This is a genomic window from Chryseobacterium ginsengisoli, from assembly GCF_039542325.1.
In the GTDB taxonomy this organism is placed as follows: Bacteria; Bacteroidota; Bacteroidia; order Flavobacteriales; family Weeksellaceae; genus Chryseobacterium; species Chryseobacterium ginsengisoli.
Window position 1 is genome coordinate 105,502 of record NZ_BAABHX010000003.1, and the last position, 24,612, is coordinate 130,113.

25 protein-coding genes are annotated in these 24,612 nt (G+C 32.4%); 6 read left to right on the forward strand and 19 right to left on the reverse strand.

What is annotated here, in order from left to right; all coding sequences use genetic code 11:
* Nucleotides 1-144: 144 nt before the first annotated feature.
* Entirely contained in the window at nt 145-450 is a 306-nt protein-coding gene (locus ABD940_RS09610) for a hypothetical protein (RefSeq protein ID WP_345202926.1), read from the forward strand.
* 58 nt (nt 451-508) lie between these two features.
* On the opposite strand, the gene ABD940_RS09615 is transcribed toward ABD940_RS09610, so the two are convergent.
* Nucleotides 509-859 carry a hypothetical protein gene (locus ABD940_RS09615; protein ID WP_345202928.1) on the reverse strand — a complete coding sequence of 117 codons (351 nt, stop codon included), beginning with the start codon at nt 857-859 and terminating at the stop codon, nt 509-511.
* A 13-nt stretch (nt 860-872) separates the two neighbouring features.
* Complete coding sequence (locus ABD940_RS09620) at nt 873-1,631, reverse strand: glycine-rich domain-containing protein (protein ID WP_345202930.1); 759 nt, start codon at nt 1,629-1,631, stop codon at nt 873-875.
* A gap of 114 nt (nt 1,632-1,745) precedes the next feature.
* Between ABD940_RS09620 and ABD940_RS09625 the strand changes: the two genes are divergently transcribed.
* Nucleotides 1,746-2,642 carry a hypothetical protein gene (locus ABD940_RS09625; RefSeq protein ID WP_345202933.1) on the forward strand — a complete coding sequence of 299 codons (897 nt, stop codon included), beginning with the start codon at nt 1,746-1,748 and terminating at the stop codon, nt 2,640-2,642.
* A gap of 40 nt (nt 2,643-2,682) precedes the next feature.
* Here ABD940_RS09625 and ABD940_RS09630 read toward each other — a convergent pair whose 3' ends face one another.
* The 9 genes from ABD940_RS09630 to ABD940_RS09670 form a co-directional block, all read right to left on the reverse strand.
* Nucleotides 2,683-3,426 (reverse strand): LytR/AlgR family response regulator transcription factor, encoded by a 744-nt coding sequence (locus ABD940_RS09630; RefSeq protein ID WP_345202936.1) that lies wholly within the window; start codon nt 3,424-3,426, stop codon nt 2,683-2,685.
* Between the two features lie 57 nt (nt 3,427-3,483).
* On the reverse strand, nt 3,484-3,759 hold the full coding sequence (locus tag ABD940_RS09635) for a 2TM domain-containing protein (protein WP_345202938.1): 276 nt from the start codon (nt 3,757-3,759) through the stop codon (nt 3,484-3,486).
* 27 nt (nt 3,760-3,786) lie between these two features.
* Entirely contained in the window at nt 3,787-4,080 is a 294-nt protein-coding gene (locus tag ABD940_RS09640; RefSeq protein ID WP_345202940.1) for a 2TM domain-containing protein, read from the reverse strand.
* Nucleotides 4,081-4,463: 383 nt separating this feature from the next.
* A complete protein-coding gene (locus ABD940_RS09645; protein ID WP_345202943.1) occupies nt 4,464-5,033 on the reverse strand; it encodes a methyltransferase family protein in 570 nt (189 codons plus the stop codon).
* A 22-nt stretch (nt 5,034-5,055) separates the two neighbouring features.
* Complete coding sequence (locus tag ABD940_RS09650; RefSeq protein WP_345202945.1) at nt 5,056-5,361, reverse strand: 2TM domain-containing protein; 306 nt, start codon at nt 5,359-5,361, stop codon at nt 5,056-5,058.
* 5 nt (nt 5,362-5,366) lie between these two features.
* Nucleotides 5,367-6,689, reverse strand: a complete 1,323-nt coding sequence (locus ABD940_RS09655) for a 2TM domain-containing protein (RefSeq protein ID WP_345202948.1) — start codon at nt 6,687-6,689, stop codon at nt 5,367-5,369.
* Nucleotides 6,690-6,824: 135 nt separating this feature from the next.
* Entirely contained in the window at nt 6,825-7,478 is a 654-nt protein-coding gene (locus tag ABD940_RS09660; protein WP_345202950.1) for a tetratricopeptide repeat protein, read from the reverse strand.
* A 71-nt stretch (nt 7,479-7,549) separates the two neighbouring features.
* Nucleotides 7,550-9,787, reverse strand: coding sequence for a TonB-dependent receptor (locus tag ABD940_RS09665; protein ID WP_345202953.1), 2,238 nt, complete (start codon nt 9,785-9,787; stop codon nt 7,550-7,552).
* A gap of 206 nt (nt 9,788-9,993) precedes the next feature.
* On the reverse strand, nt 9,994-10,896 hold the full coding sequence (locus tag ABD940_RS09670) for an AraC family transcriptional regulator (RefSeq protein ID WP_345202956.1): 903 nt from the start codon (nt 10,894-10,896) through the stop codon (nt 9,994-9,996).
* A 145-nt stretch (nt 10,897-11,041) separates the two neighbouring features.
* On the opposite strand from ABD940_RS09670, the gene ABD940_RS09675 reads away from it, so the two are divergent.
* On the forward strand, nt 11,042-11,545 hold the full coding sequence (locus ABD940_RS09675) for a superoxide dismutase family protein (RefSeq protein ID WP_345202958.1): 504 nt from the start codon (nt 11,042-11,044) through the stop codon (nt 11,543-11,545).
* Between the two features lie 75 nt (nt 11,546-11,620).
* On the opposite strand, the gene ABD940_RS09680 is transcribed toward ABD940_RS09675, so the two are convergent.
* Nucleotides 11,621-13,750, reverse strand: coding sequence for a carboxy terminal-processing peptidase (locus tag ABD940_RS09680; protein ID WP_345202960.1), 2,130 nt, complete (start codon nt 13,748-13,750; stop codon nt 11,621-11,623).
* An 874-nt stretch (nt 13,751-14,624) separates the two neighbouring features.
* Between ABD940_RS09680 and surE the strand changes: the two genes are divergently transcribed.
* Nucleotides 14,625-15,395 carry a 5'/3'-nucleotidase SurE gene (surE, locus tag ABD940_RS09685; protein WP_345202962.1) on the forward strand — a complete coding sequence of 257 codons (771 nt, stop codon included), beginning with the start codon at nt 14,625-14,627 and terminating at the stop codon, nt 15,393-15,395.
* A gap of 162 nt (nt 15,396-15,557) precedes the next feature.
* Here surE and ABD940_RS09690 read toward each other — a convergent pair whose 3' ends face one another.
* Genes ABD940_RS09690 through ABD940_RS09700 form a run of 3 tightly spaced genes read right to left on the reverse strand, consistent with a single transcriptional unit; the run spans nt 15,558 to nt 18,070 of the window.
* On the reverse strand, nt 15,558-16,961 hold the full coding sequence (locus ABD940_RS09690) for a radical SAM protein (protein WP_345202964.1): 1,404 nt from the start codon (nt 16,959-16,961) through the stop codon (nt 15,558-15,560).
* Nucleotides 16,962-16,970: 9 nt separating this feature from the next.
* The gene (locus tag ABD940_RS09695; RefSeq protein WP_345202967.1) at nt 16,971-17,207 is read right to left on the reverse strand and encodes a hypothetical protein; all 237 of its coding nucleotides are present in this window, start codon (nt 17,205-17,207) and stop codon (nt 16,971-16,973) included.
* A 2-nt stretch (nt 17,208-17,209) separates the two neighbouring features.
* Nucleotides 17,210-18,070: a prolipoprotein diacylglyceryl transferase gene (locus ABD940_RS09700; RefSeq protein ID WP_345202970.1), complete on the reverse strand. Its 861-nt coding sequence runs from the start codon at nt 18,068-18,070 to the stop codon at nt 17,210-17,212.
* A gap of 339 nt (nt 18,071-18,409) precedes the next feature.
* On the opposite strand from ABD940_RS09700, the gene ABD940_RS09705 reads away from it, so the two are divergent.
* Both ABD940_RS09705 and ABD940_RS09710 read left to right on the forward strand, forming a co-directional pair.
* Nucleotides 18,410-19,450 carry a GMP reductase gene (locus ABD940_RS09705; protein ID WP_345202972.1) on the forward strand — a complete coding sequence of 347 codons (1,041 nt, stop codon included), beginning with the start codon at nt 18,410-18,412 and terminating at the stop codon, nt 19,448-19,450.
* 3 nt (nt 19,451-19,453) lie between these two features.
* Nucleotides 19,454-20,188, forward strand: a complete 735-nt coding sequence (locus ABD940_RS09710) for a DUF1835 domain-containing protein (protein ID WP_345202974.1) — start codon at nt 19,454-19,456, stop codon at nt 20,186-20,188.
* A 16-nt stretch (nt 20,189-20,204) separates the two neighbouring features.
* On the opposite strand, the gene ABD940_RS09715 is transcribed toward ABD940_RS09710, so the two are convergent.
* From ABD940_RS09715 to rsmI, 4 genes are all read right to left on the reverse strand, one after another.
* The gene (locus tag ABD940_RS09715; RefSeq protein WP_345202977.1) at nt 20,205-21,524 is read right to left on the reverse strand and encodes a DUF6056 family protein; all 1,320 of its coding nucleotides are present in this window, start codon (nt 21,522-21,524) and stop codon (nt 20,205-20,207) included.
* 5 nt (nt 21,525-21,529) lie between these two features.
* Complete coding sequence (gene fabG, locus ABD940_RS09720) at nt 21,530-22,273, reverse strand: 3-oxoacyl-[acyl-carrier-protein] reductase (RefSeq protein ID WP_345202979.1); 744 nt, start codon at nt 22,271-22,273, stop codon at nt 21,530-21,532.
* A 187-nt stretch (nt 22,274-22,460) separates the two neighbouring features.
* Nucleotides 22,461-23,936, reverse strand: a complete 1,476-nt coding sequence (locus tag ABD940_RS09725) for a WG repeat-containing protein (RefSeq protein WP_345202982.1) — start codon at nt 23,934-23,936, stop codon at nt 22,461-22,463.
* Complete coding sequence (gene rsmI, locus ABD940_RS09730; RefSeq protein WP_345202984.1) at nt 23,937-24,611, reverse strand: 16S rRNA (cytidine(1402)-2'-O)-methyltransferase; 675 nt, start codon at nt 24,609-24,611, stop codon at nt 23,937-23,939. It abuts the gene before it with no gap.
* Nucleotide 24,612 lies beyond the last annotated feature (1 nt).

Consider the following 24,612-nt stretch of genomic DNA (forward strand, 5'->3'; position numbering starts at 1 on the left):
TTCGTCGATTAAATTTTATCATTCATCTATAAAAAAGGCTTATACTTCTATAAGCCTTTATTTGTGCCCATTTCAGGCATATCTATTGTTTATTCTAAAGTAAGAAAAACAAAAATAGAATATAAATCTTAAAATTTAATTATTATGAAAAAGTTAGTTTTAGTAGCAAGTTTATTTATCGCATTCGCTACAAATGCACAACAGAGAAAAGAAGGTTTCAGAGATACTAAAGTAGAAGTTTACCAAAACCAAAGAGGCTTTGAAGGAGGTTTGAAATTATCTCCGCGTCAGGAAAAAGAGATCTTTGCTCTTTCAAAACAAAGACTGACAGCAAGAGAATATGATGCAAAATTGAGAAGAATTCTCAGCCGAGAACAATATGCGCAATACCAGAGAAATGATTTTCATAAAGACAGAGAGGTTGCGATAAACAAACCTTTCAGAAGATAAAAATTTAACCAATAATAAGCCCGAAGCGTTTTGTTTCGGGTTTTGATTTTTTTAAATATTACTTGATCTTATTATTTAATTGAGATAAATTAATAAAAAGTATTAAAATTAATTCCAATAGTAAAATCATGATTAAAAATCCGACAGGTTTTCCTAAGAAAATTCCTCTGATTAATTTTATAATTCCCAAAAGAAAAATGGAAATTACGAAGTAAAAAGTTGTTTTTGAAATAGCTTCATTGAATAATTTTAAGGCAAAAATTGAAGCATAAAATCCGAAAATTAGAAGTAAATAAAACTTTAGAAAGTCTGGTCCTTTTAAAGAAATCGGATTAAAAGTATGGTTGATTACAATAAGCCAGATAAAACTTATCACAACCGGAACTATGTGAATGATCGTTTTTTTCATTGCTTTTCTTTTTTTAACTACCTCCACAACCACCACAACCACCGCCACATCCGCTTCCACAACTACTTCCGCAAGAACTTCCGCAAGAACTTCCGCCACTACAGCTACTTCCGCCACAACTTGATCCGGAGTTGGTTCCGTCGTCTTTTTTGTTTTTAGAATCATTGTTTTTATTCATAGCCTGAGAAGAAAAGCCAATTATGAAAAGTATTATTGGAACTATTATAAATATGATTGACAATAAACTACCCATTGCATCTGAACAAGAGCTTAAAATAAAAATGATTGAAATAACAGATAAGATTTTAACACCGTTCAACCAAAATTTTCGCTGTTTTGGCTTTTCTTTTTTATTGAGCCAAATTTCTATCGGCACTTTTTCTTTAAAAATTTCTTCGTAGTTTCTTATAGTTTCCTGAAACCAGTTTTTGTGTTTTTCATTTTCATTTAAGCCTCCGTTTGAAGGATGATGATGAAGTTTTTGCTGTAGAATGTTCGGACAAAATTCTTCCCAGTAATTTTGAGTGTAGATCAAATGCATGTGCCAAACTTTGTCTACAATTTCGCTCGGTGACGCTCCGTTTGGCAGAACACAACAGAGATAAACGAATTTTTTATACTCTTCTATTGCTTTCGCTGTAAAATCCAAAGTCCAGTTTTCTTCTTTTGCCAGTTTTTTTGAGAAAGGAAAATCTACATTCGGACTGTCTATTGAAAAACTCTGAAGTCTGTTCCAAAGAGAATCATTTTGTAATAAGATTTTTGTTTTCATTGTTTTAACTTTTATTTTTCTATTCAAATATGGCTTTGATTTAAAATATAAAAGTCTTGCAACAGTCTTTTTTGGATTTAAAATAATCTTATATTAGTCTTACGAAATAAAACTATGAAAAAAGAAGATATTCTGCATCTGGAAAAATTGATGAATTTCCTAAGTCTGCACTTTTTAAAGAAAAACAATTGGGAAGATGTTTCAAAAACCGAATGGTCCTACATTGTTGCAGAGCTTAATGATTTAATTATCAACGAAAATGCAGAGAAAAGCATAAAAAAAGAACCTGATTTGTTGGGCTCAAATTATCTATACGAACATTTGATAATCAATAAATTAAAAAAATATTATCAAAACGAAAATGCCGTTTTAAGTAAACCGAATCTGGCAAAATTGAGTCTGATTGTCAAAGTTTTAGGCTATTCAAATTATATTGATTTTATTAATTCAAATACGGAATCATTTAATTTTAATGATCTGAAAATTGATATGAATAATGTAAAACAGAACACGGAATTACTTGACAGACTGGTCGGCTGTTGGTATTCTTACAACAGAAATCTTCCGGATAATCCTTTACAGGCGAAAGATGACCGAATCTGGCGTTCTGCAACAGAAGTTTACAAATCCGAAACTTCGGGTGAATATTTCGTAGAAAGAAGCGGTGGTGACCGTCACAAGTATTTTGGGAAAGTAACTGCCTATTCAGATTATATTTTTATCATCATGAACAGCAATACGTTTATTCGTCAACGCCATTTTATTTCAAGAATAAAAGACATCAAGGAAAAGTTGAAAAATCCAGAATATAAGCTCCATGAGTTGCATTTTATAAGTACATGTATCAGTTTTAATCAAGAGCCGATTGCTCTTTTCGAAATCTTCCAGAAAGCGGAGAGAAAAAACTTTATTCCTGACTCCATAAGCTTTCCGATTGACAGCGATGAGATTCCAAAATCAATTATAAAACAACTTGAAGATACGGAAGCTAATCGTATAGATTATAAATAGTTAATGGTTTTTAGTTAATTGTTGTTGGTTTAATTCAAAATTAACTTACCAACCAATCTTTAAAATCTTTTACGCGATCACGACTCACTGTGATTTCCTCTTCAGGCTGAAATTCCAATTCAACTTTATAATTGGGTGAAGTGTGAATGTTTTTGATGTAATCCGAATTAATGATAAACTGTCGGTTTGCGCGGAAGAATTTTTTTTCATCCAAAACATCTTCCAGTTCATCTAAAGTGAAATCCGACGGATAAGTTCGTTCTTGAGTCTGCAGATAAACAATTTTATTTTCACTAAAAAAACAGCTTACTTCATGCGTCTGAACAATTTTTAGATTATACCCAATTTTGACTAAAATCCTGGAAAGCGTTGTTTTATCTTTTTTAATTAATTGTTTGATTTCCTGTGAACTGACAGAATTATCCGAAGGAAGAAATGACTTGAATTTTTCAATTGCTCCACCCAAATCTTCATCCAAAATCGGTTTTAAAAGATAATCGATACTGTTTAATTTAAAAGCTTTTAAAGTATATTGATCGAAAGCTGTCGTATAGATAATAAAACCCTTCGAAGGAACTTTCTCAAAAATATCGAATGACAAACCGTCTCCCAAAACAATATCCGAAAAAATAAGCTGCGGATGTTCGTTTTCAGAAAACCACTGAATGCCTTCTTCCACCGATTCTATTTTCGCAACCACTTCGATTTCAGGAAATTCACTAAGCATTCTTTCCAATTTCCTTGAAGCCGGTTTTTCGTCTTCGATAATGACTGTTTTGATCATTGAGTTCCCGATTTTAGTTTTAAAATTTCGAATAAAATTAGTTAAAAATCAGCAGTTTTAAAAATTAAGCGGATCTTTTGATTTTCTCATCTCTTTTTCCATTACATCTCTTTCCCATTCAGAATCCAGAAAGAATAATTTTACGGCTTTTACAGTCAAAATAATTCCCCAAATCACTAAAATAACCGATCCGTTCCAAAGTGAAAAATTAAAGATTCCTTTTTCAAAAATATCATCAAAGAAAATGATAAACGCTACGATTCCAAACCATAAAACGCTTTTATAGAATTTTTTCAGGTCGTGTACTCTTTGTTGTGCTTGATTGTAGTTCATTGTATTAAGTTTTTAAAGTTATTTTAATTAAAGTGTTTTTATATTTTTTCTGTCTTCCTCCATCAATTCTTTGATCTTTTTTTCTTCCCAAGATTTTCCGATTCCGAATGTAGTCACTGCGTGAGCTGCAATTCCCATTCCCCATCCCATCATTGGCCATAAAAACCATAAATATCCCGGAGCTGTCAAAAGATTTAGTACTGCCAAAAACGGAATTACTAAACAATATGAAGTAAGATTTCCGTAAAATCCTTTTAATTCTTTTACTCTTCTTGATGCTTTTCTGTAAGCTATTGTTTCTTTGTTGATGTAAGTTTCCATATTTTTAATTTTTAAAGATTAATTGTTTGTTTTTGTTGAGACAAATGTAGGTCAACAATTACCCTCAAATCAATTTTATATTACCGAACCGTAGAATTTGAATACTGAATTGTAAAAATCCCGACTCAACTGAGAATCGGGATTTTTGGGTTTCTTAAATCTTCTTTATTTAAAGCTCTTTGTCATTCAGAACGGAGCGATAGCGGAGTGAAGAATCTCTGTTTATTTAAAGTAGATTTCTCCTTCGTCGAATTCTTTATCACTCCTAGATTTAGCATAGATGCTTCGAGAACCTCAGCATGACAATTCTAATACTAACCGTTTGTTTTAGATATAATTTTTAGCGGTGTCATGCTGAAGCTCTCAAAGCATCTATATAATTATCAATAAACAAAAGGAATCAATTTCTTAGTTTTCCTTCTGTATTCTAAATACTCTTCTCCAAATTGCTCAATTAATGCTTTCTCTTCCACTTTAATTCTATAACTGAATGCAATAAATGTTGGAACAAATGCCAAAAATAATGACAGCCAATTATTCAAATACAATCCAAGACCTAAAGAAGTCAATAAAGAAAAAGCATAAGAAGGATGCCTCAAATATTTGTAAAAGCCTTCTTTTTTAATTTTATGGTCTTCTCTTATCGTCACATCAACGGTAAAATATTTTCCTAAAGATTTGATAATGATATATCTGAAAACAATTCCAACAACAATAAAAATCACTCCCAAATAGTAGATCCAAACCTCATCAGAAATCGGAAGCTTTGTACAATAAGAAACCCAGATAGAAGTAAAGATTGAAAAAGGAATGGCAATCCAAAGAAGATTCAAAGTAGATTTATCTTTGTCTTTTTTATCTTTTTTGGTTGATTTTAATATGTTTTTATAAAGAATTTCGGTTAAAAACCAAGCGAACATCGAAATGGTGAAAATAATTTGTAATGTTTTCATTTTGTGATTTTTAAATTAACATTTAAAGCTCTTTTTCTTTTTCCATCAGTTCTTTAATCTTCTTTTCTTCCCAGTTGCTTCCCAATATAAAACGCGGAATAAAAACTCTCATCGCATAAAAAACAACTCCAAGTCCCCAAAAGAAAGGAAGTGAAAAATATTTCAGCTGCCAAATCGTTTCGTTAGGCTTTAATTCTCTGTAATTCAGATATAAAATAAAAATATTTACTGCGAAATAAATGAAGGTAAAAACATAGAATTTCTTGATTTTATTCACTTGTCTTTCTGCTTCTCTGTATCTGATGTCGTCTTTGTTAATATTTTCCATAATAATTATTTTAAGTTTCTGTTTTGTTTTTCTAAAATTTCTCTGATCTTTTTTTCTTCCCAGCTTTTTCCTATGGCAAAAGTGCTCATTCCGTGAGCTGCAAGTCCTATTCCCCATCCTAACATCGGCCAGTAAAACCATATATCGTGCGGACTTGTCATTAAATTAACAATGATCAAAAAAGGAATCACGATACAGTAAGAAATCAGGTTTCCGTAGAAACTTTTTATTTCTTTTACACGTTTTTGCGCTCTTTCGTAAGCTTTGTCTTTATCTTCAATTTTAATACTGACTTCATTAGGTTTAGATGAAAGAACCGGAAGTATTACTTTAAAATAATCTTCTGATTTTTCGATGAAAACGTTTCGTTTCGTCAATAAAGAATAACGCTGAACAATATTCGACAAACCGATTCCCGAACTTTCTTTGATCTGTTCTCTTACCTGCAGATTATTTTCTATACAAAGCGTATCATTTTCAGAGAAGATTTTAATAATTAAAGGTTTCGAAGAAGTCGCAAAATTATGTTTGATACAGTTTTCCAAAAGCAACTGCAGCGACAACGGAACGACAAATCTTTTGTAATCTTCTTTTTTAACATCAAAAACAAAATCTACACTGTCCTCGAATCTTGTTTTTAACAAATCACAATATGTTTTTGCAAATTCAAGTTCATCTTCTACGGTTACCAATTCTTTGTCCTTCTGCTCCAAAACGTATCTGTAAATCTTTGACATTGAAGCAGTAAACTTATGAGCCTGTCTTGGGTTTTCATCAATTAAAGAGCTTAAAACATTTAAAGAATTAAACAAAAAATGTGGATCCAATTGATTTTTAAGACTTTCAAATTGTGCATTTGCAGATTTTGCAATCAATTTCTGTTCTACGACTTCTTTCTTGGATGTTTTTTTCAGCTCTTCCATGAAACCTTTTGCATGGAGAAAAGCCGAGATCAATAACGCAATATTGATCATAAACCAATTCGAAGTATTGTATTTGCTTGAGAAAAACTCTTCTGTTGTCGCCGCTTTTTGGATAATCACAAAATTCATATAGTTGCAGAAATACACCAAAATAAAATTAGCAATCAGAATTGAAACAATACTTAAAATTGCTCTTAATCTAGTAGTTTCAGACCACGGAAACTTTCTGTTGAGGAAGTCGTTTATAATCCCATTTCCAAGTCCCAAAACGAATGAATACATCGTGGAAACCAAAAGAGTGATCGCAAAATTCTTGAATGTCTTTTCGTCATTAAATGCAAAAAAGAAAAACAAAGCCATTCCCAGCGATACCCAAAGTAATATTATTATGCCTTTACGTTTCATTATCAGTTTTCTTGGTTCAAAAATAGTCGATATTAGAAGTATTAAAAATTATTTTTCGCCGAATCGTCATTTTTCCTGACTGAACTGCATAAAAAAACCTTCACATTTCAGGAAGGTTTTATAAAATTTTATTGATTATTTAGATGAAGTCTGACTTAGGAAGTATTCAGCTTCAGCTTTTCCCCAGTTTGGATCTACAGCTGTTTTTGGTTTAAAAGCATTAAATTTTTCCAACGCAGTTTTGAATTGTTCCAAGCCTTTTGTTTTGCTTCCTCCATATTGTTCCGGAGTGAAATAGGTGTCTTCAGCTTTAATTAAAGCCACTCTTGGATTACTTGGATCAAGAGATTCTGCCTTTTTAAGTTCTTCCATCGCTTTCATTCCGTCTGTCATATATCTTTCTGCAGGATTTTCCATCATTTTCAAAGAAAAAGCCATTTTTTTAAGCAAATGGATCTCAGAATTGTCTTTTCCTGCAATTGCTTCTGCCTGTTCAAGATATTTTTCTGCAGAATTTGCCTGTGTAGACAGTTCAGTCATTTTTCCTTCTCTCATAAGCATTCTCCCTTTCTGAATATAAGCGAAGGCGGCATAATAAGAAGGTTGCCATTGTTTAGTTTCTTTTCTCCCGATTCTGTCGAAATCATTTGCTAAAATCTGGAAATCATCCAAAGATTTACAGGCTTCAAGCTTAGTAATTCTTTCAGACATTATTGTTTCGTAATCTGTTTGAGCAAAAGCTGTTAAGCTCATCATACTTAAAGCAAAAGTTAATAGGTATTTTTTCATTTTTTCTAATTTTTTAAAGTTAGTATTTGATTTAATAAAGATAGATTTTTAGTTGAATTGAAATTAATTTTTTATAAATTATTGTTGATCGCATCCTGTGTTTTATCTACTCCGAAACTAATAAAAGCTCCGACAAAAACAAAAGTATTTACCGGTGGAACGACTGCCGAACTTCTTGCTCCGTCCATCGAAAAATTGTAACCGTAAACATTTTTTGATCCTAAAATATTCGAAACACTTAAAACCAAAACGGTAAATGCTTTTGCATCTTTTTTGCCGAGATTCGGAAGATAATTAACACTGAAATTTAAGGCATTATAATCTCTTAAACTCCCTTCTTTTCTTACAAAATATTCAGGTTTTCCATTAATATCCTGAGTTGCAATATCGTAATAAGGACGACCTTTTGCGTATGTGTAAGAAAAATTAAATCCTGTTTTCCATTTCGGAACAAATCTTTTTGCAACAGCAGAAATTGTATGTTCCGATGCGAAATTCGGTTTTAAACTTATCGGATAATTTAGAAAATCTCTTTTTGAATCCAGAAACGAATAACTGATCCAATAATCGATATTTTCAAATGTTTTTTTGTCTCTCCAGAATAATTCCATTCCTTTTGCGTAACCGTAACCACTGTTATTATCCGCAGTCTGAACGTATTGATTCTGTCCGTCTACATAAGGAAGATTTTTAACTTTCAACAGATCATCATATTTTTTGTAAAAAGCTTCCATTCTCAAACTTCTTCCGTCCGTCGTTCTCTGCACCTGAAAAATATAATGCTGCGATTGCTGAAAATCTAAATTTGCAGGTCCGTTGATGTATTTACTTTCAGGATTTTGATAGAAAAGTCCGTAAGCGAATGACGTTGTCCAGTCTTTTGCAAAACGGTAAGCCAAGGCAACACGCGGTGCAATATTGCTCTTTCCGAGATAAGATGAATTTTCCGCCCTCACTCCTATTTTTGCCGATAATTGATTGCTAAATCCTAAATCTGTTTCCACAAAAGCCGCCGAAATCAAATCTTTGTAATGTTTTTCTACGAAATCATTAAAATTCAGTTTTTCGCTTGTACTATTTAATTCAAAACCACCACGTAAAGCGCTGATTTTATTAATTTTCCTTTCTAAAACAGCTTTAAAATTGATATAATTTCCATCTGATAACAGTTTCGTATTTCCGGTTTCAATATCATTTTTCTGCGTTGAAAAATCAAGATCTGATTGATTGTAAGAATAAGAAGTTCCTGCATTTAACAGATATTTCCCGAATTTTTGCTTGAAAGATAAATTGTGATACGTGTTTTTTCCTTTTAAATTGACAGAAGAAAAATCATTTTCAGGTTCCAGACTCGGTACCGTCACTCCCATTCTATTGGAATCATACATTCCATAATATTTAAAGAAACCGCCAGATTTTGTTTTAATTCTGAAATTAAAATCACCATTCAGACCTGAAGGAGCTTCTGAAAAATTAGTATTAAAATTAAAAGCTTCCTGCATTAATTTTAAATTTGAATATCCTAAAGTTGCTCCAAAAGATGAAGTTTTACTGTCACTTAGCTTTTGAAATCCTGCATTTAAAAATATCGGAGAAATACCGAAATCATAAGAACTTTGGTCCGGAAGATCAACGCTTTCCAACATTAACGCACCGGAAAGAGCTTGTCCGTAAAGTGCAGAATATCCACCACTTGAAAACACATTCCCTTTAAAAAGCGATGTGTTGAAACGATCTCTTCCTGCAATTCCCGGAACCGAGCTTGAGAAATAATTGTTGATCAAACTTCCATCCATGAAAATTCTGGATTCCGTTCCTGTTCCACCTCTCACGAAAAGTCCTTCTGTTTCGCCAACTTTTTGAACTCCCGGAAGATAATTTAATGCTGAAGAAATTTGTCCATCTGCTCCGGCTGTTGTGTAAATATCAATTGGTGTCAACAATGCGGTTGCTCTTTTTCTGTCACTCGCTTCGATAGAACCTGCAGAAACTACCACTGCATCAATCTCGTTGATTTGTTCTTTTAGTTCTGCATTGACAGAAACTTCCTGATTTTCAATCGTAATTGGTTTTTCAACATCAATATATTTCGGATGAGTAAAAGTTAAGACTTTACTTCCTTTTTCGGAGGTTTCAAAAGAGAAATTTCCATTGGCATCTGTTGTTGCGCCGTCGTAAGTATCTTTTAATGTTACATTTACTTCTCCTACTCCTTTATTTCTAAAAGTTACCTTTCCGGAAATTTTTGTCTGAGCAAAATTCAGAGCAAATAGGAAAAAAGAGAAGAGAAATAATAATTTTGTTTTCATAGCTGTTTTATTTCGATTCAAAAATAGGATGAATTTTTATTGCTTTTAAATTTTTGTTGCTGAGTGGTAGATTTTGGATTCTGAACCGTTGGTTTTAGTTTTTGGAGAAAAATACCATTTGTCATTCTGACGAAGGAAGAATCTATTTTCCGCATAGAGATTCTTCCTTCGTCAGAATGACAAACGTAACGCCTTAAATGATTCTCTTAATTAATTGGAATGCAGAAATCTACAATCATTTTTCCTTCGGGATGTTCTTTGAAATTGCTATGGTAAATTTCAAAAGGAAAGGCTTTTCTTACGGAATAATTGTTTTCATTCATCCATAGAAAGAGAGAAACCCAACATTGTTCAAAATCATTCAATGTCATTTCACCGCTTCCGATGATGAATTTTCCGGCTTCAATGGTTTCAGGGAAAACCTGCCTTTCCTGTTGCTTTAATCTTTCATCCAAAAGCATACATGCGTGAATTCTGACTTTGTCAGGTGGCGTAACTTTAAAACTGTCGTGGTAAACGGAAATCATTTTTACATTCTCTCTTGGAAAAAGCTTTTTTTCTTTTGCCCAATCAACTAAAATATTGAAAGAGGGTTCAACATTAGCAATTCCAAGGCTCATAACGGCCGCCAAATTCATTTCCGGAAGATCGGTTACTTTAATTTTTAAATTCATTGTAGTCCAATTTAATAGGTTTTCTATATTGCAAATGTATTGTTGAAAAACCGCATCAATTTGTCCGTTCTTGCTTTGTTTTAATTGAATTGTATGAAACTTTTCGGGAGCCGATTTTCTGAATTCGGAAGGAGATTTTCCATAATATTTTTTAAATGTCTTACTAAAAGTAGAATGATTTGAAAATCCAAGTTCAAGATAAATGTCTTTTAAACTTATATTCTTTTTTACAGCTAAATAAAAGGCACTTTTTTCAATTCTTTTTCTGATTATATAATTCTGAACCGTTTCTCCTGTAATCAACCTGAAAATCCTGTGAAAATGAAATGGTGAATAAGCAGCAATTTCTCCAACTTTTTCTAAAGAAAGCTCCGTATCGAGATTATTATCAATATATTGAATAGCTTTCACCATTCTTTTTTTGTGCTCTTCCAAATCAAAAATGTTTTTGGCAAAGGTATCAAGATCCAATGAAAATGATTTGTCTTTTATTGCTATTTGTGAAAAAATACAGGAATCATAAGGCGCTTTGAAAAATGTTGTTTAAATTTAACATAAAATCACTTTAAATCATTTAAAAATGAAAGGTAAAACATTAGCACTATTGGCAGGATGTGCGCTGTTTGCTGTTTCTTGCGGAACAACGAACACGTACCATGTCTTATCTAAAAGCAACACACAGACAGGAGGAACGGCAAAGTTTACTCAAAAAGGAGATGAAGTTGTTATGAAACTGGATGTAACAAACCTTACTCCGGGAATTCATGCAGTACACATTCACGAAAAAGGAGACTGTTCCGCAGCGGATGGAACTTCAACAGGAGGACACTGGAATCCTTCTAAAAACGACCACGGAAAATGGGGTGCTGAACATTTCCACATGGGAGATATTGGGAATTTAGTAGCAGATCAAAGCGGAAATGCAACTTTGACTTTTAAGACAAATAAATGGTGTCTTGGATGCTCAGACGAGTCTAAGAACATCATCGGAAAAGGAATGATTGTTCATGCTGCAGCGGATGATTTTCATACTCAGCCGACCGGGAATGCAGGAGGAAGAGTTGGATGTGTTGAGATTAAGTAATAATTCAACAATTTAATTTAAATAAAAAAGCCGCTAATTTTCATTAGCGGCTTTTTTATGTTTTATCATTGATCATTAAGATTTTGCACCCATGTCTGCAATAATGTTCATTGCTTCCTGAAGGTAAAGATCTTTCTTAAGATTTTTGATCCAGATTTCAGATTTTTTCTTGAAAGCTTCGTCTTTTTTCTCTCTTTCAACTTCATTCTGATACATTGAGAACTGAAGACCATTTTCAAATTTCGTTAATGATTTGAATTTCTCGATCTGAGATTTTCTTTGCTTCATCACATCATTAAACTTATTGATATTAAGCGTAATCGTCTCTTCTTTATCCAATTGTTCTCTCCATTGAGCTGACTCTAAGAGTAATTGATATTTAGCATTTTTAGCCATTCTGTCGTTGCTAGCTTTTTCTAGAGCCTGAATGTTGAAAATATTCAATTTTTGGAAATTTGCAGTAGGAATTTTATCCCAAGCCAAAGCAAAATCATCATATCTTTCCCCAACCTCAGCATAAGTAAAGAAATCTTTCATCTGAATATCTGAAACAATTCCTTTTCTTTGGTTAGATTCACCTGTAATTCTGTAGAATTTCTGGATTGTCAGTTTTAAGGATCCAAAATCATCTTCTGTATTTAAGAATCTATTCAAATCAACAAATGTCTGAACTGTTCCTTTTCCGAAAGACTGAGGCGAACCAACGATCACCGCTCTTCCGTAATCCTGCATTACTCCTGCCAAGATTTCTGAAGCCGAAGCAGAAAGTTCGTTCTGCATAATTACCAAAGGTCCTGTCCAAACCGGAGTTTCCTGCTTATTTTTTAAAGTCTGAATTTTACCATTTCCGTCTTTTACCTGAACATAAGGTCCTGCATTCATGAAAAGTCCCATAATATCACCAACTTCCGTTAATGAACCTCCTCCATTATTTCTCAGATCTAAAACGATTCCTTCAATTCCCTGAGCTTTCAGTTTAATGATTTCATTTTTGATGTCATCAGAAGCGTTTCTTCCTTTTTCATCTTCGAAATCTGCGTTGAAGCTCGGTAAATTAATGAATCCATATTTTTTACCGTTTGTAGAATTTACTACGATACTTCTTGCGAATGTATCTTCAATAGCAACTTCTTCACGGATCATAGTAACATCTTTAGTTGTTCCGTCTTTTTTCTGAACCGTCAATGTAACCGGAGTTCCTTTTTCCCCTCTGATCAAACGTACTGCTTCATCAGAAAGCATTCCTACTACATTTACTGCATCTTCTTTTGGTTTAGATTTTACTTTTAAAATTTTATCACCTTCCGAAAGCTGCTTAGATTTCCATGCCGGAGCTCCAATCGTTAACGCTCCTAAATAAAGATATCCTTTTTTCTCTTGAATAATTGCTCCGATTCCGATTACTTTTCCTTTGAATTGAGTGTCAAAATCGTCTTTATCTTTTGGAGAATAGTAGTTCGTGTGAGGATCGAAAACTTCCGTATAAGCATTCATATACACAGTGAACCAATCCATTTTCTTTCTCTTTTTAAATCTCGTAAATGTTTCTTTTACAAGATCTTTCACCTCATCGGTCGCTTTTTTAAGCTTTTGATCCGGATTTAAAGGCTGATATTTGATGGTATCTTTAAGATTGTATTTCTGAACAGAATCTTTTTTCTCCTTCTGATCTTCTTCTTTGCTGTTCATCGATTCAATTTCCTGAAGAATATTGTATTTGATGAATTTTTTCCATTCTGTATACTGTTCCTGTTTGTTGGCAGGTACTTTTTTCAGTTTTGGCTCAAGAGTCAAAGATTCATCTTCATTCAGGTTGATTGGTTTGCTGAAAATATCCTGAGTGATTTTATCAATTTCATCTACTCTTTGATATAATCTGTCGATGGTAAGTTTATAAAACGTAAGATCTCCCTGATTGATATAATCATCTAGCTTCGTTTCGTGTTTTGCAAACTCATCCATATCCGACTGAACGAAATATCTTTTTCCCGGATCTACCAACTCGAAATAATGTTTGTAAACATCTTTTGAATAAGCATCATTAATAGGTTTTGGACTGTAATGTAAGTAAGAAAGTGTGTTTTTTACACTCACCATTATTGTCTGCATCTTTTCGTCATCATCTTTCGGCGAGTTGAAACAAAACATTAGACTTGTTAATGGAATTAGGAGTAAAAATTTATTTAGCTTAAAATTTTTCCACATAAATCTGTAATGTATTTTATTAAATTTTTTTTTAAAGTATTTGAATTAGTAGTAGTTTTTAATTTACTGTTACAAACTATCAAATTTAATACCTTATTTGTAAACATCGGATAGTTTTGTCACACAAATTTAGTATTATAAAAGACCCTGATAAAATATTTATCACATCTTAAGAGTTTTTTAAAGAAAAAATACAATTTTAAACTCGATATGTTAAATATCTATTCTTAAAATTAACAGTTTTATAATTCTAAATTCAATTTTGTAGGGAATTTTACCAATAATTTATCAAAAATAATTTTCATTTAATTCAGTTCTAACGATTCTTTTTATACTTAAAGTAATAGATGTAAATATAGAGTGGCGAAAATGTCAGTAGAATATTTCCGGTTACAAAAGATGAATACTCCAAAGCATCAAATGAAGTAAAAATAAAAACAATAAATGCTGCAATTGTTGGGAAAAAGAAGAAATATTCTTTTCTATTATCCGGTTTTATAAAAGCTATTAATGAACTGATCACATTAAACACAATATATGCGATCCAATTTAAAAAATATAAAAGAAGATCTCCTTTATAACTAGAATAGTTTGGTGAACTGAAAAATTCTATCTTGATCAAAAGAAGAATTATTATTAATCCTAAGAAAAAGTTGATTAATATTTTACTTCTTATACTTATTTTTAGAAATATCGGAGTTATTAATAAAGCTAAAATTATGATGATGCGAAAAAATATACTCATGAATGGATTTGAAATTAGTTTTTGCAAAAATGAATAAAAAAAGCAATAAATAATTCAAATAATATTTAAATGCAAAGGTTTTTTAAAGAAAGTCTTTTATAGTATATTTGTTACAATTAAAATTTTTATATGGAAAGACCACTTATTCTGGTTACAAATGACGACGGAATTACAGCACCTGGAATCAGAAATCTTGTCAGTTTTATGAACGAAATCGGAGAAGTAGTTGTTGTAGCACCCAACTCTCCACAAAGCGGTAAAGGTCATGCCATTACTATCAATTCTACCTTAAGCTATGAAGAAGTACAGCTTGAAGGTCCGCAAACAGATTTTTCGTGCAGCGGAACGCCTGTTGACTGTGTAAAAATGGCTCTTGATAAAATTTTGCCAAGAAGACCGGATATTGTAGTTTCAGGCATTAATCACGGAGCAAATTCTTCAATTAATGTAATTTATTCAGGGACGATGTCTGCAGCGGTTGAAGCGGGTGTAGAAAGTCTTCCTGCTATTGGATTTTCTTTATTGGATTTCAGTTGGGAAGCAGATTTTACGCAGGCTAAAGAACATATTCAGAATATTGTAAGAAGAACTTTGGAAAACCCAATGCCAAAGGGAATTGTTTTAAATGTAAACATTCCGAAACTTGCAAAAGAAGATATAAAAGGTATAAAAGTCTGCAAACAGGCTAAAGCAAAATGGGAAGAAAGTTTTGACGAAAGGGTAAATCCTCACGGCAAAAAATACTATTGGTTAACAGGATATTTCAACAATATGGATGATTCTGAAGATGCTGATGAAACTGCTTTGGCAAATGGATATATCTCAATTGTTCCTGTAAAGTTTGATCTTACGGCTTACGAATACATGAAAACGTTGGAAGAAGTAATGAATTTTGATTAAAATTAAATATTGAGGCGTAAGTTTTTTACGCCTTTTTTAATAAAATGTCCTTTTGTCTTGAAACAAAAGAACGAAAAATTCAAGACTTGGAAACTGAAGCGTTATTTACATGCAAATAATCCATAGACATCTGTGCAAATCTGTGGTAAAATCAAAAGAAATTTAAAACAAAACTTTATCATCTCTTCTTAATTCCTCAAGATATTTACTTTTATCATCCCTGTAGAAAAGATTCATCGTCTCAAAAGGAATCAATTTTAAATCTTTATTTACGATATGAACACATGATTTTTTCACCGCACGAACATCAAAATCATGAGCATCCATAAAATTCATAATAATGATTCTGAAAAGATTATCATAATCTAAATTCGGCGCGGAAACTTCTGGAAGACAGCATAATAATTGATTCACTTTAGGTTGTACTTTATCCACAGAAATTCCGGTACTGAAAATATCTAAAAGCTGCATTTGAAGTCCTGTATCCTGTTCGTAAACAATTGTATTTCGAGTTTCATTATTCAGTAAATCAGCTGGATTGATATATCTTGTTAAAGGAATAATTTCACCTTCAAGCTTTAAAATATATCCCATTGCCAAGGCATCCGGATTACACGGAACGGGAATAATATCATCCGAATTCAGCAACGGAAACTGGTTTAAAATTTCCTGTCTTACTTCCGTTAATGTTATTTTTTCGTGCGCAGAATCGTCTCTGTTTCTTCCGGCAATTTCTACAGGCTGAAAGGTAATTCCACGGACACATTTTTGTTTTAAGGCAAAATCGATGATCTTCCCTATTTCATCAATATTTTTATCTTTTTGAAGGACAATAACGAGCGTTGTAGAAAGGTTTAAAGCATTTAATTTCTCCAAAGCCTTCATTCGGATATCCGTAAGATCTTTTCCTCTGAAATCCTGCAACACTTCCGGTTTAAAAGAATCAAACTGAAGATAAATTTCAAATTCCGGAGCATAGGTTGCTAATTTTTCGGCAAAACCGGGATCATTGGCGATTCGTACTCCATTGGTATTTAACATCAAATGTTTAATCGGCTTTGTCTTCGCAACATCCATTATTTTGAAAAACTCGGGATGAATTGTCGGTTCTCCTCCACTGATTTGTACAACATCTGGTTCACCTTCGTTTTTAACAATAATATCAAACATTGCTTCGATTTCTTCCAACGTTCTGTGACTTCCATAATGTGGAGAAGACATTGCATAACAAGTCGGACACGTTAAATTGCAACGATCTGTCACTTCCACAATAGAAAGGCAGCTATGTTGCTCATGATCAACACATAAACCACAATCATAAGGACAGCCATATTCCACATCTGTTCCAAAGTGATGCGGCATTTCCGAAGCTTTATTATAGTTTCTGATGTTTTTGTAATAATGAACGTCTGAAGCAATTTTTGTCTTAAAAAATCCATGATCGGGACATCTTTTTGTCATAAAAACAGCTTCATCTTCAATGATGATTTTTGCTCCGACCCTTTTCAGGCATTCCGGACAAAGACTGATTGTATAGTCGTAATAGGTATAATTTCTTACAGGCATAATTTTATTTTAAAGTCCACCACCACAAATAGCACCACTTATCAAGCCACAAATAAGCATTGAAATAAGCATTGTCAGCCAAAACTGTTTTTTAGAAAATTTTCGCCCGTCTTTGCTTTCATAAATCAGCTTTACAAATACTGTAATCACTAATGATACAACTGCAGCTATTCCTATAATTATCAGAATAATCATAGCAACTAAACCTTCTAATCCACCTACTTCTAATAATGTAAGGATTTTCATAATTAAAATGTTTCTTGGTTAAACTTTTGTGTCTGAGTGTTTTTTATTTTATAAATGTAATAAATAATTACACAAATACACACAAGCTGAATTGTTCCTAAATTTCCAACCAATTCCAATCTTGGTTTTATAAAATCCAGCAAAAACCGGAACGTAAAATAACTCAACATAAATATTTGAAAAACAAATCCTGAAGGATATATTCTTTTGCGCTGAATTAATTTTAAAACAATCCAAAGAATGATTAAAAATGCTATTTCATACAATGCAACAGGATGTCTAAGATATTGATCTCCCAGATGCATTCCGAAAATAAAATTGGTTGGAATTCCATAAGTTTCTTCATGAATTCCGGTAAGAAAACAACCAATTCTTCCGATAATCATTGCCAATATTAAAGGATAGACAATTAGATCTCCTGTACTTTCTTTATGTCCGACAATTTTTTTAGCAAGCTCAACTCCAATCAAACCAAAAGCAAGTCCGCCAACAATTGTATTATTTGTCCAGATTGTTTTAATATCAAAATGTTCGAAAAGTTTGTATGGATTTTCCAGGTTTCCAATTAATTTTGACCCCAATAAAGCTCCGGCTGTTGCTCCAATTAAAATTGCCGCAGAAGTATTGAACGAAGTCTTTTCTTTAGATTTTCGTTTTAAATAAAAATAATAACGCATCCCGATAAACATTCCCAAAGCTTCAAAAAGCGGATGCGCCAAAATTGTTTTACCGAAAATGTGAAAAGTAACTGGGAAATCCATGGTTTCAAAAGTATTGTTTTTAATTATATTTTTGATATTTTTTCTTACTACAGATTGATTGTCCTTTTGTCTTGAAACAAAAGAACGAAAAATTGCCTCCATAAAGTCGGCGAATGTTATTTCAAGACCTGGAAACTGAATGCTAAAAATTAAAACTCAATCCTAAAATTCCCAAAACTTGCGCGAATTCAATATTTGTTCTTCGATTTTAAATTTGTCTCGCGCTTCAAACAGTGGGAATTTTTTAACGGATTAAATTTTAATTTTCTTAACGCTTCAGCTTCCTATGTCGATTTTAAGGACGTTAAAAAACTGTAATTAAAGATATGCGTAATCTGCAAAATCCGAGAGACAGAACTATTAAAAAATTTATAAAATCCTTTTAAATCAAATTTGCAATCAATCTTTTCCTTAAATTTAATTAAAATATTTTTCCAAATTATGAGAATAGAATATGATATAAAACTGGGTTTTAAAGACGTCATGTTTCGTCCGAAACGTTCTACGTTGAAATCCCGTTCGGAAGTTGATCTAGAAAGAGAATTCACTTTTAAACATACCCAAAAGAAATGGAAAGGAACACCCATCATCGCAGCGAATATGGATACAGTGGGAACTTTCGAAATGGCGGTGGAATTAGCAAAAGATAAAATTATTACGGCTGTTCACAAACACTATTCCGTAGAAGAATGGAGTGAATTTTTAAATTCTCAGCCTGAGGAAATTCATCAATATATCGCTTTAAGTACCGGAACAGGAAAAGCTGATGAAGAAAAAATAAAAACGATCCTCGATTTACACCCAAAAATCGAATTTCTCTGCATTGATGTAGCCAATGGTTATTCTGAGCATTTCGTGGGATTTGTGAAGAAAGCAAGAGCCAATTTTTCTGATAAAATTATTATTGCGGGAAACGTCGTAACCGGAGAAATGGTTGAAGAATTACTTTTGGTAGGCGCAGACATCATTAAAGTCGGAATTGGACCTGGTTCTGTGTGTACAACGCGTGTGAAAACCGGAGTCGGATATCCTCAACTTTCTGCGATTATCGAATGTTCTGACGCAGCTCATGGCCTGGATGGTCATATTATTGCAGACGGTGGCTGTAAAGTTCCGGGAGATGTTGCCAAAGCTTTTGGTGGCGGTGCAGATTTTGTGATGTTGGGCGGAATGTTTGCCGGTCATGATGAAAGCGGCGGAGAAATAGTAGAAGAAAACGGCAAAAAATATAGACTTTTCTACGGAATGAGCTCAAAAACAGCAATGGATAAACATTCCGGAGGTGTTGCGGAATATCGAGCTTCGGAAGGAAAAACTGTAAGAGTGGCTTACAAAGGTCCTGTTTCAGAAACAGTAAAAGATATTTTGGGAGGAGTTCGATCAACCTGTACTTATGTGGGAGCTTCAAAACTGAAAGAGTTGTCGAAAAGAACAACTTTTATAAGAGTTCAGGAACAAGAAAATCAAGTATTTAAAGATTAATAATTGAACAAAAAATTTAATATAGTAAATGGTGATTATCTCGCTGATCAATTGAAAAGAACAACAATTGACGGCGAGATCATTATTTGCAGAGAAGCTTTAATTAAAGGTAACTTAAAAGCTGATAATCTGAAAGATTTCTGGAAAATAAGAGCCGAATCTATCTCAAAAGATTATGATGTAAAAAAGGAAAGTTATTATACAAAAGTAGTTTCCGAGTTTGAAAAAATCTTACATATTCCTCAGAATTCTGAAGTGAATCTTTGGTTTGAAGATGATTTGTTTTGTCAGGTGAATTTATGGTTTTGCCTGACTTTAATTCCGAAAAATAAAGGTTTAAAAATCTACAGGATATTTCCGAAAACGACAAAAGAGGATAATTGGAAAGGCTTTTCTGTTTCAGATCAATTTGATTTGGAAGATTCTTTACGATCAAGAGTTTTGTTTCAGGAAAAAGATATTGAATTAGGAATCAATCTTTGGAAAGCTTATCAAAATAAGGATACTGAATCTTTACAGCAACTTTCAGAAAATCAATCAGAATGTTATCATTTTTTAAAGGAAATTATTGATTCTTATTTGAATATTAAACCTGAAGCTTTCATTAAAAATTTAATTAAAAATGGAACAACAGATTTCAGTGAAGTCTTTGAAAAGTTTCGGGATGAGTTGGGAATTTTTGGTTTTGGAGACCTGCAGGTGAAATCGATTTATGATACAATTGTAAAAGAAAAATAAGATTTAAAAAGATGCCTTATTTTATCCTGATGTATTTTTTGTGAAAATACTTTTCAAGCTGATCGTTTACATATTTTTTTTCTTCATGTACCGAAGATAATTCATCAAAATACAGAATTTTAGGTACATTTTTTATTTTATCTATACAAATTGAATCTTTTTTTGAGTTTTTAAGCAAAGAGACTCTGTTTTCTATTTCCTGATCATATTCTCCAAGATCACTAATAAAAATTTCTTTGACAAAATTATTCATATTGTAATCGATGTTGTAATTTGAATAATCTTTACGAAATAAATCTGTTTCCGGTAGGAAAATGACAATGATACTTACCCACCAAAATTTGCGGATATTTCTGTATTTGTACATGAAGACAACTGATAACGTAACCAAATAAAAGAAAATGATATTTTCAAACTGTCTACCAATGACATTTAAAATATACGCCAATAAGAGTAGCGGCAAAAATGAAATAATCCAGACAATAAATGCTTTTTTAAAAGTGGTTTTTTCTTTTATACAATTCAGTTCTTTTTCAAAAACAGCTATAAAAAGTGGTATTAAAAATATTACTTTAACGAAAATATAAACAGCGTTAAAACCGAAGAATGCTATCTTTTTTAGCCATTTTATATAAAACACATCGGTAGATTCTGCCATCCTGTTAAAATTTCCGGGAGCCAAAAAGCTTACTAAAAGTCCCGCAGTTCCTATAATAAGGAGAATCATGTTTTCTTTTGATGAATTCTGAGAATATAAAAACACTAATATTCCCAAGAGAAGTAATGCTAATAATTCATTTGATCCCATTAAAATCATGATCAATAAAATACTTAAGACCAACCACAATTTATTCTTATTTTCCAGATATTTACCATAAAATAAAGACAAAATTACTGATAAAATAACCGGCAAGAAATAAACATTAGAGCCGGTAAACCAATAATAATGTTCCGGTAAACTTACTAATGCAATACTATAAAAGAAAAACAGCAAGAGACTTTTTTTGAATGATTCCGAAAGAGAATAGTTGAAATACCGCTTGAAATTTAATGTTACGACTGTAATAAAAGAAGAAAGTAAAAATAAAGGATAAATCTTCGGAACAATATTATCGGGATCATAAGATACCGGATTGAACATATTGATGGTATATCCAAAATATCTTCCACCCCACTTCATATAAAAATCCTGAATATTTTTTATTAATCCAAGTTTTTCTGTGCTGTATGAGAATATATAATCATCGGTCTGATATACATTAAAAAAAGAAATGTAAACCAGACCGATTAATAATAAAACCGACAAGAATAAAATGATATTCTGTACTGTTTTCATGTTTTTTATGTCAATAAACCTCCGTCAACATTTATTGTTTGACCTGTAATATAAGAAGACATTTCACTTCCTAAAAATACACAAGCATTGGCAATGTCTTTTGTCTGACCCAATTTTTTCATAGGAATTGCTTCATTCCATTTTTCTTTTGCCTTATCATCTAAAGCATCCGTCATTTCTGTCTGAATGAATCCCGGAGCAATGGCATTGCAACGAATATTTCTTGAACCTAATTCAAGTGCCACAGATTTTGTAAAACCGATTACCCCTGCTTTAGAAGCTGCATAGTTTGCCTGTCCTGCGTTTCCGCTGATTCCCACTACCGAAGTCATATTGATGATAGACCCTTCTTTTGCCTTCATCATCGGCTTAATTACCGCTTTTGTAAGATTAAATACAGAATCTAAGTTTACTTTTATTACTTTATCCCAATCGTCTTTTGACATTCTCAACAGCAAATTATCCTTTGTAATTCCTGCATTGTTTACCAAAATATCGATCTTCCCAAACTCAGCAATTACTTCATCTACTAATATTTGAGCCGCATCGAAATCCGATGCATCAGATTGGTAACCTTTAATTTGAGTTACAGAACTTAAAGTTGCTTCTAATTCCTTCGCTTTGTCTACAGATCCGGCATAAGTAAATGCTACTTTTGCTCCCTGTTGAGCATACATTTCAGCAATTCCTTTTCCGATTCCTCTTGTAGCTCCCGTGATTAGCGCTACTTTTCCTTCTAATAGTTTCATATTTATGACAATTATTTTCTTTACAACTTATTAACCGTTTTTGAAATTTGGCTAATATACTCTATTTAAAATTATTCAAATTAAACGGTGCGCAAAGATATTATAAAATGTTATTCAATGCATTTTAAATCACTTTTTTAGCAAAATTTTATAACTGTTTTTTGTCATAAAATTTATCAAAAATTGTTTAATCGATAAAATTTCTGTCTTTTTGTTCCGTAAAATAAATAAATTCCGATTCTTTTCCTCTCGTAAGTTTAATTCCTTTTTTATCCTGAATAAATTTATCAAAAGTCACTTCCGTTAAAGGCTCATATTTATCATTTGTAACCCCTAATTTGTTGTCTTTTTTTACAATAAATTCATTGGCGCCAAGAAAAGTGATGATATCATCGTAGATAAAAGGAACCACCTCATTTCCGTCTTCATCCAAAACTCCGTAAAAATTATCTACATTTTTTCCTACCAACATCGGGTACATTTCAAGAGGCTTCATTTCCTTAAAACCTTTCAATTCTTTGTATTTTCCGTTTTTTGGAGAAAATGTATAATGAACATCGTCTTTGGCTAAAATTAAAGTATTAGGAAATATTTTTTCGATTTCGTAATCGTCGTTCAGTACATTTTTTAAATTTTTATCCAAGATCTTTTCTTCATCATCTTTTCTGAGATACAGATATTTATCACCTGCAATACTCAATCCTTCTACTCTGTCATATTCTTTTGGAAAAACAACTTCTCCGTTCAGTCGGACAACTGCGGTTTTAGGATTTTTCTGATCCTGAGAAGTTTTAAACAAACCATTAAAAAGTGGGTTTACATAATGATAATCAAGATCATACACCTTCCCTTCTCTCTTTGAAAATATGCTTACTTTATCTTCTCTTGTAAGGTAAATATATTCTCTTCCCACGAAAGCCTGTTCATAGATTTCATCCGAAATTACATTTTCTTTGTCATCTACAATTCCGTATTTATTTTTTACTGTATCAAGTGTAACTAAATAAGGAAAAGCATTGATATTGTCGATGTTATGATTGGAAATTGTACTTAAGGTTTTACCATTATTATCGATGATTTCGCCTGATTTTTCACCTTTTGTAAGGAAAGTTCTGCCTTTGTAGAAGCGGAGATCATCCGTAAATTCTCTGTCGGAAATCTGTTTTCCATTAAAATCATAAATAAGCCAAACTCCATTATTTTTAACAAAAAATCTATTTTCACTGGCAAATACAATTTTTTCTGAAAAAGGAATGAGTTGTTTTCCATTAAAATCATATACACAATCTCCTCCTTTTTTTGAATAAATAAGCCTGTCTTTATTCTCCCAAGTCCTGAACTTGAAATTCTCCAGCGGAATTAATTCCTTGCCTTTTTCGTCAATTAAAGCAGTTTTTCCGTTAGAATTGCCCGATTTTACTCTTAAAATAAACCTTTGTTTCCATAAATGCGAAATTTCACTTTTAAAAGGATAATCAAAGGTAATGTTGCCCAACGAATCTACAATTCCGGACTTTCCGGTTTTGGTGTCGGTAACCATTCCGTAACCTTTCGAGTAGGAATGTACTTCTTTGCCCAGCTTTTTTGTTAAAAGTATCTGTCTATACTGATCCGTCTGTCCAAGACAAACTGACGAAAACAGTACGAAAATTAATTTTTTCAATTAAATGGAATTATTTACGATGAGAACAATCTCACCTTTTAAAGTTTTGCTTTTTGAGAATTCAATGAGTTCAATAATTGTTCCGCGTTTGGTTTCTTCGAATTTTTTGGAAATTTCCCTGCTCAGACTCACTTTAGTTTCTTCGCCAAAGAATTCTTTGATCTGTTCTAAAGTTGTATTGATTTTATGCGGGCTTTCGTATAAAACGATGGTCTTTTTTTCTTCTGCAAGTTGTTTCAGCTTCGTCTGTCTTCCTTTTTTTTGAGGCAAAAATCCTGCAAAAAGAAATTCATTATTCGGCAATCCGGAAACGACCAAAGCCGGAACAAAAGCTGTTGCACCTGGAAGGCAGATCATTTCTATATGATTATCTGATCCAGCTTTGCTCAATAAATAACCGGGATCTGAAATTCCGGGAGTTCCTGCGTCAGTAATGATGGCGATATTCTGACCGCTTTTAAGATCTGCAATCACTTTTTCCGTTGCCTGGTGTTCATTATGTAAATGATAAGATTTCAGAGGCTTAGAAATCTCAAAATGCTTCAAAAGAATTCCTGAAGTTCTTGTGTCTTCACACAAAATATAATCTACCTCTTTCAAAACATTTACCGCTCTGAAAGTCATATCTTCCAAGTTCCCGACCGGCGTAGGAACAAAATATAGGATTCCGCTCAAA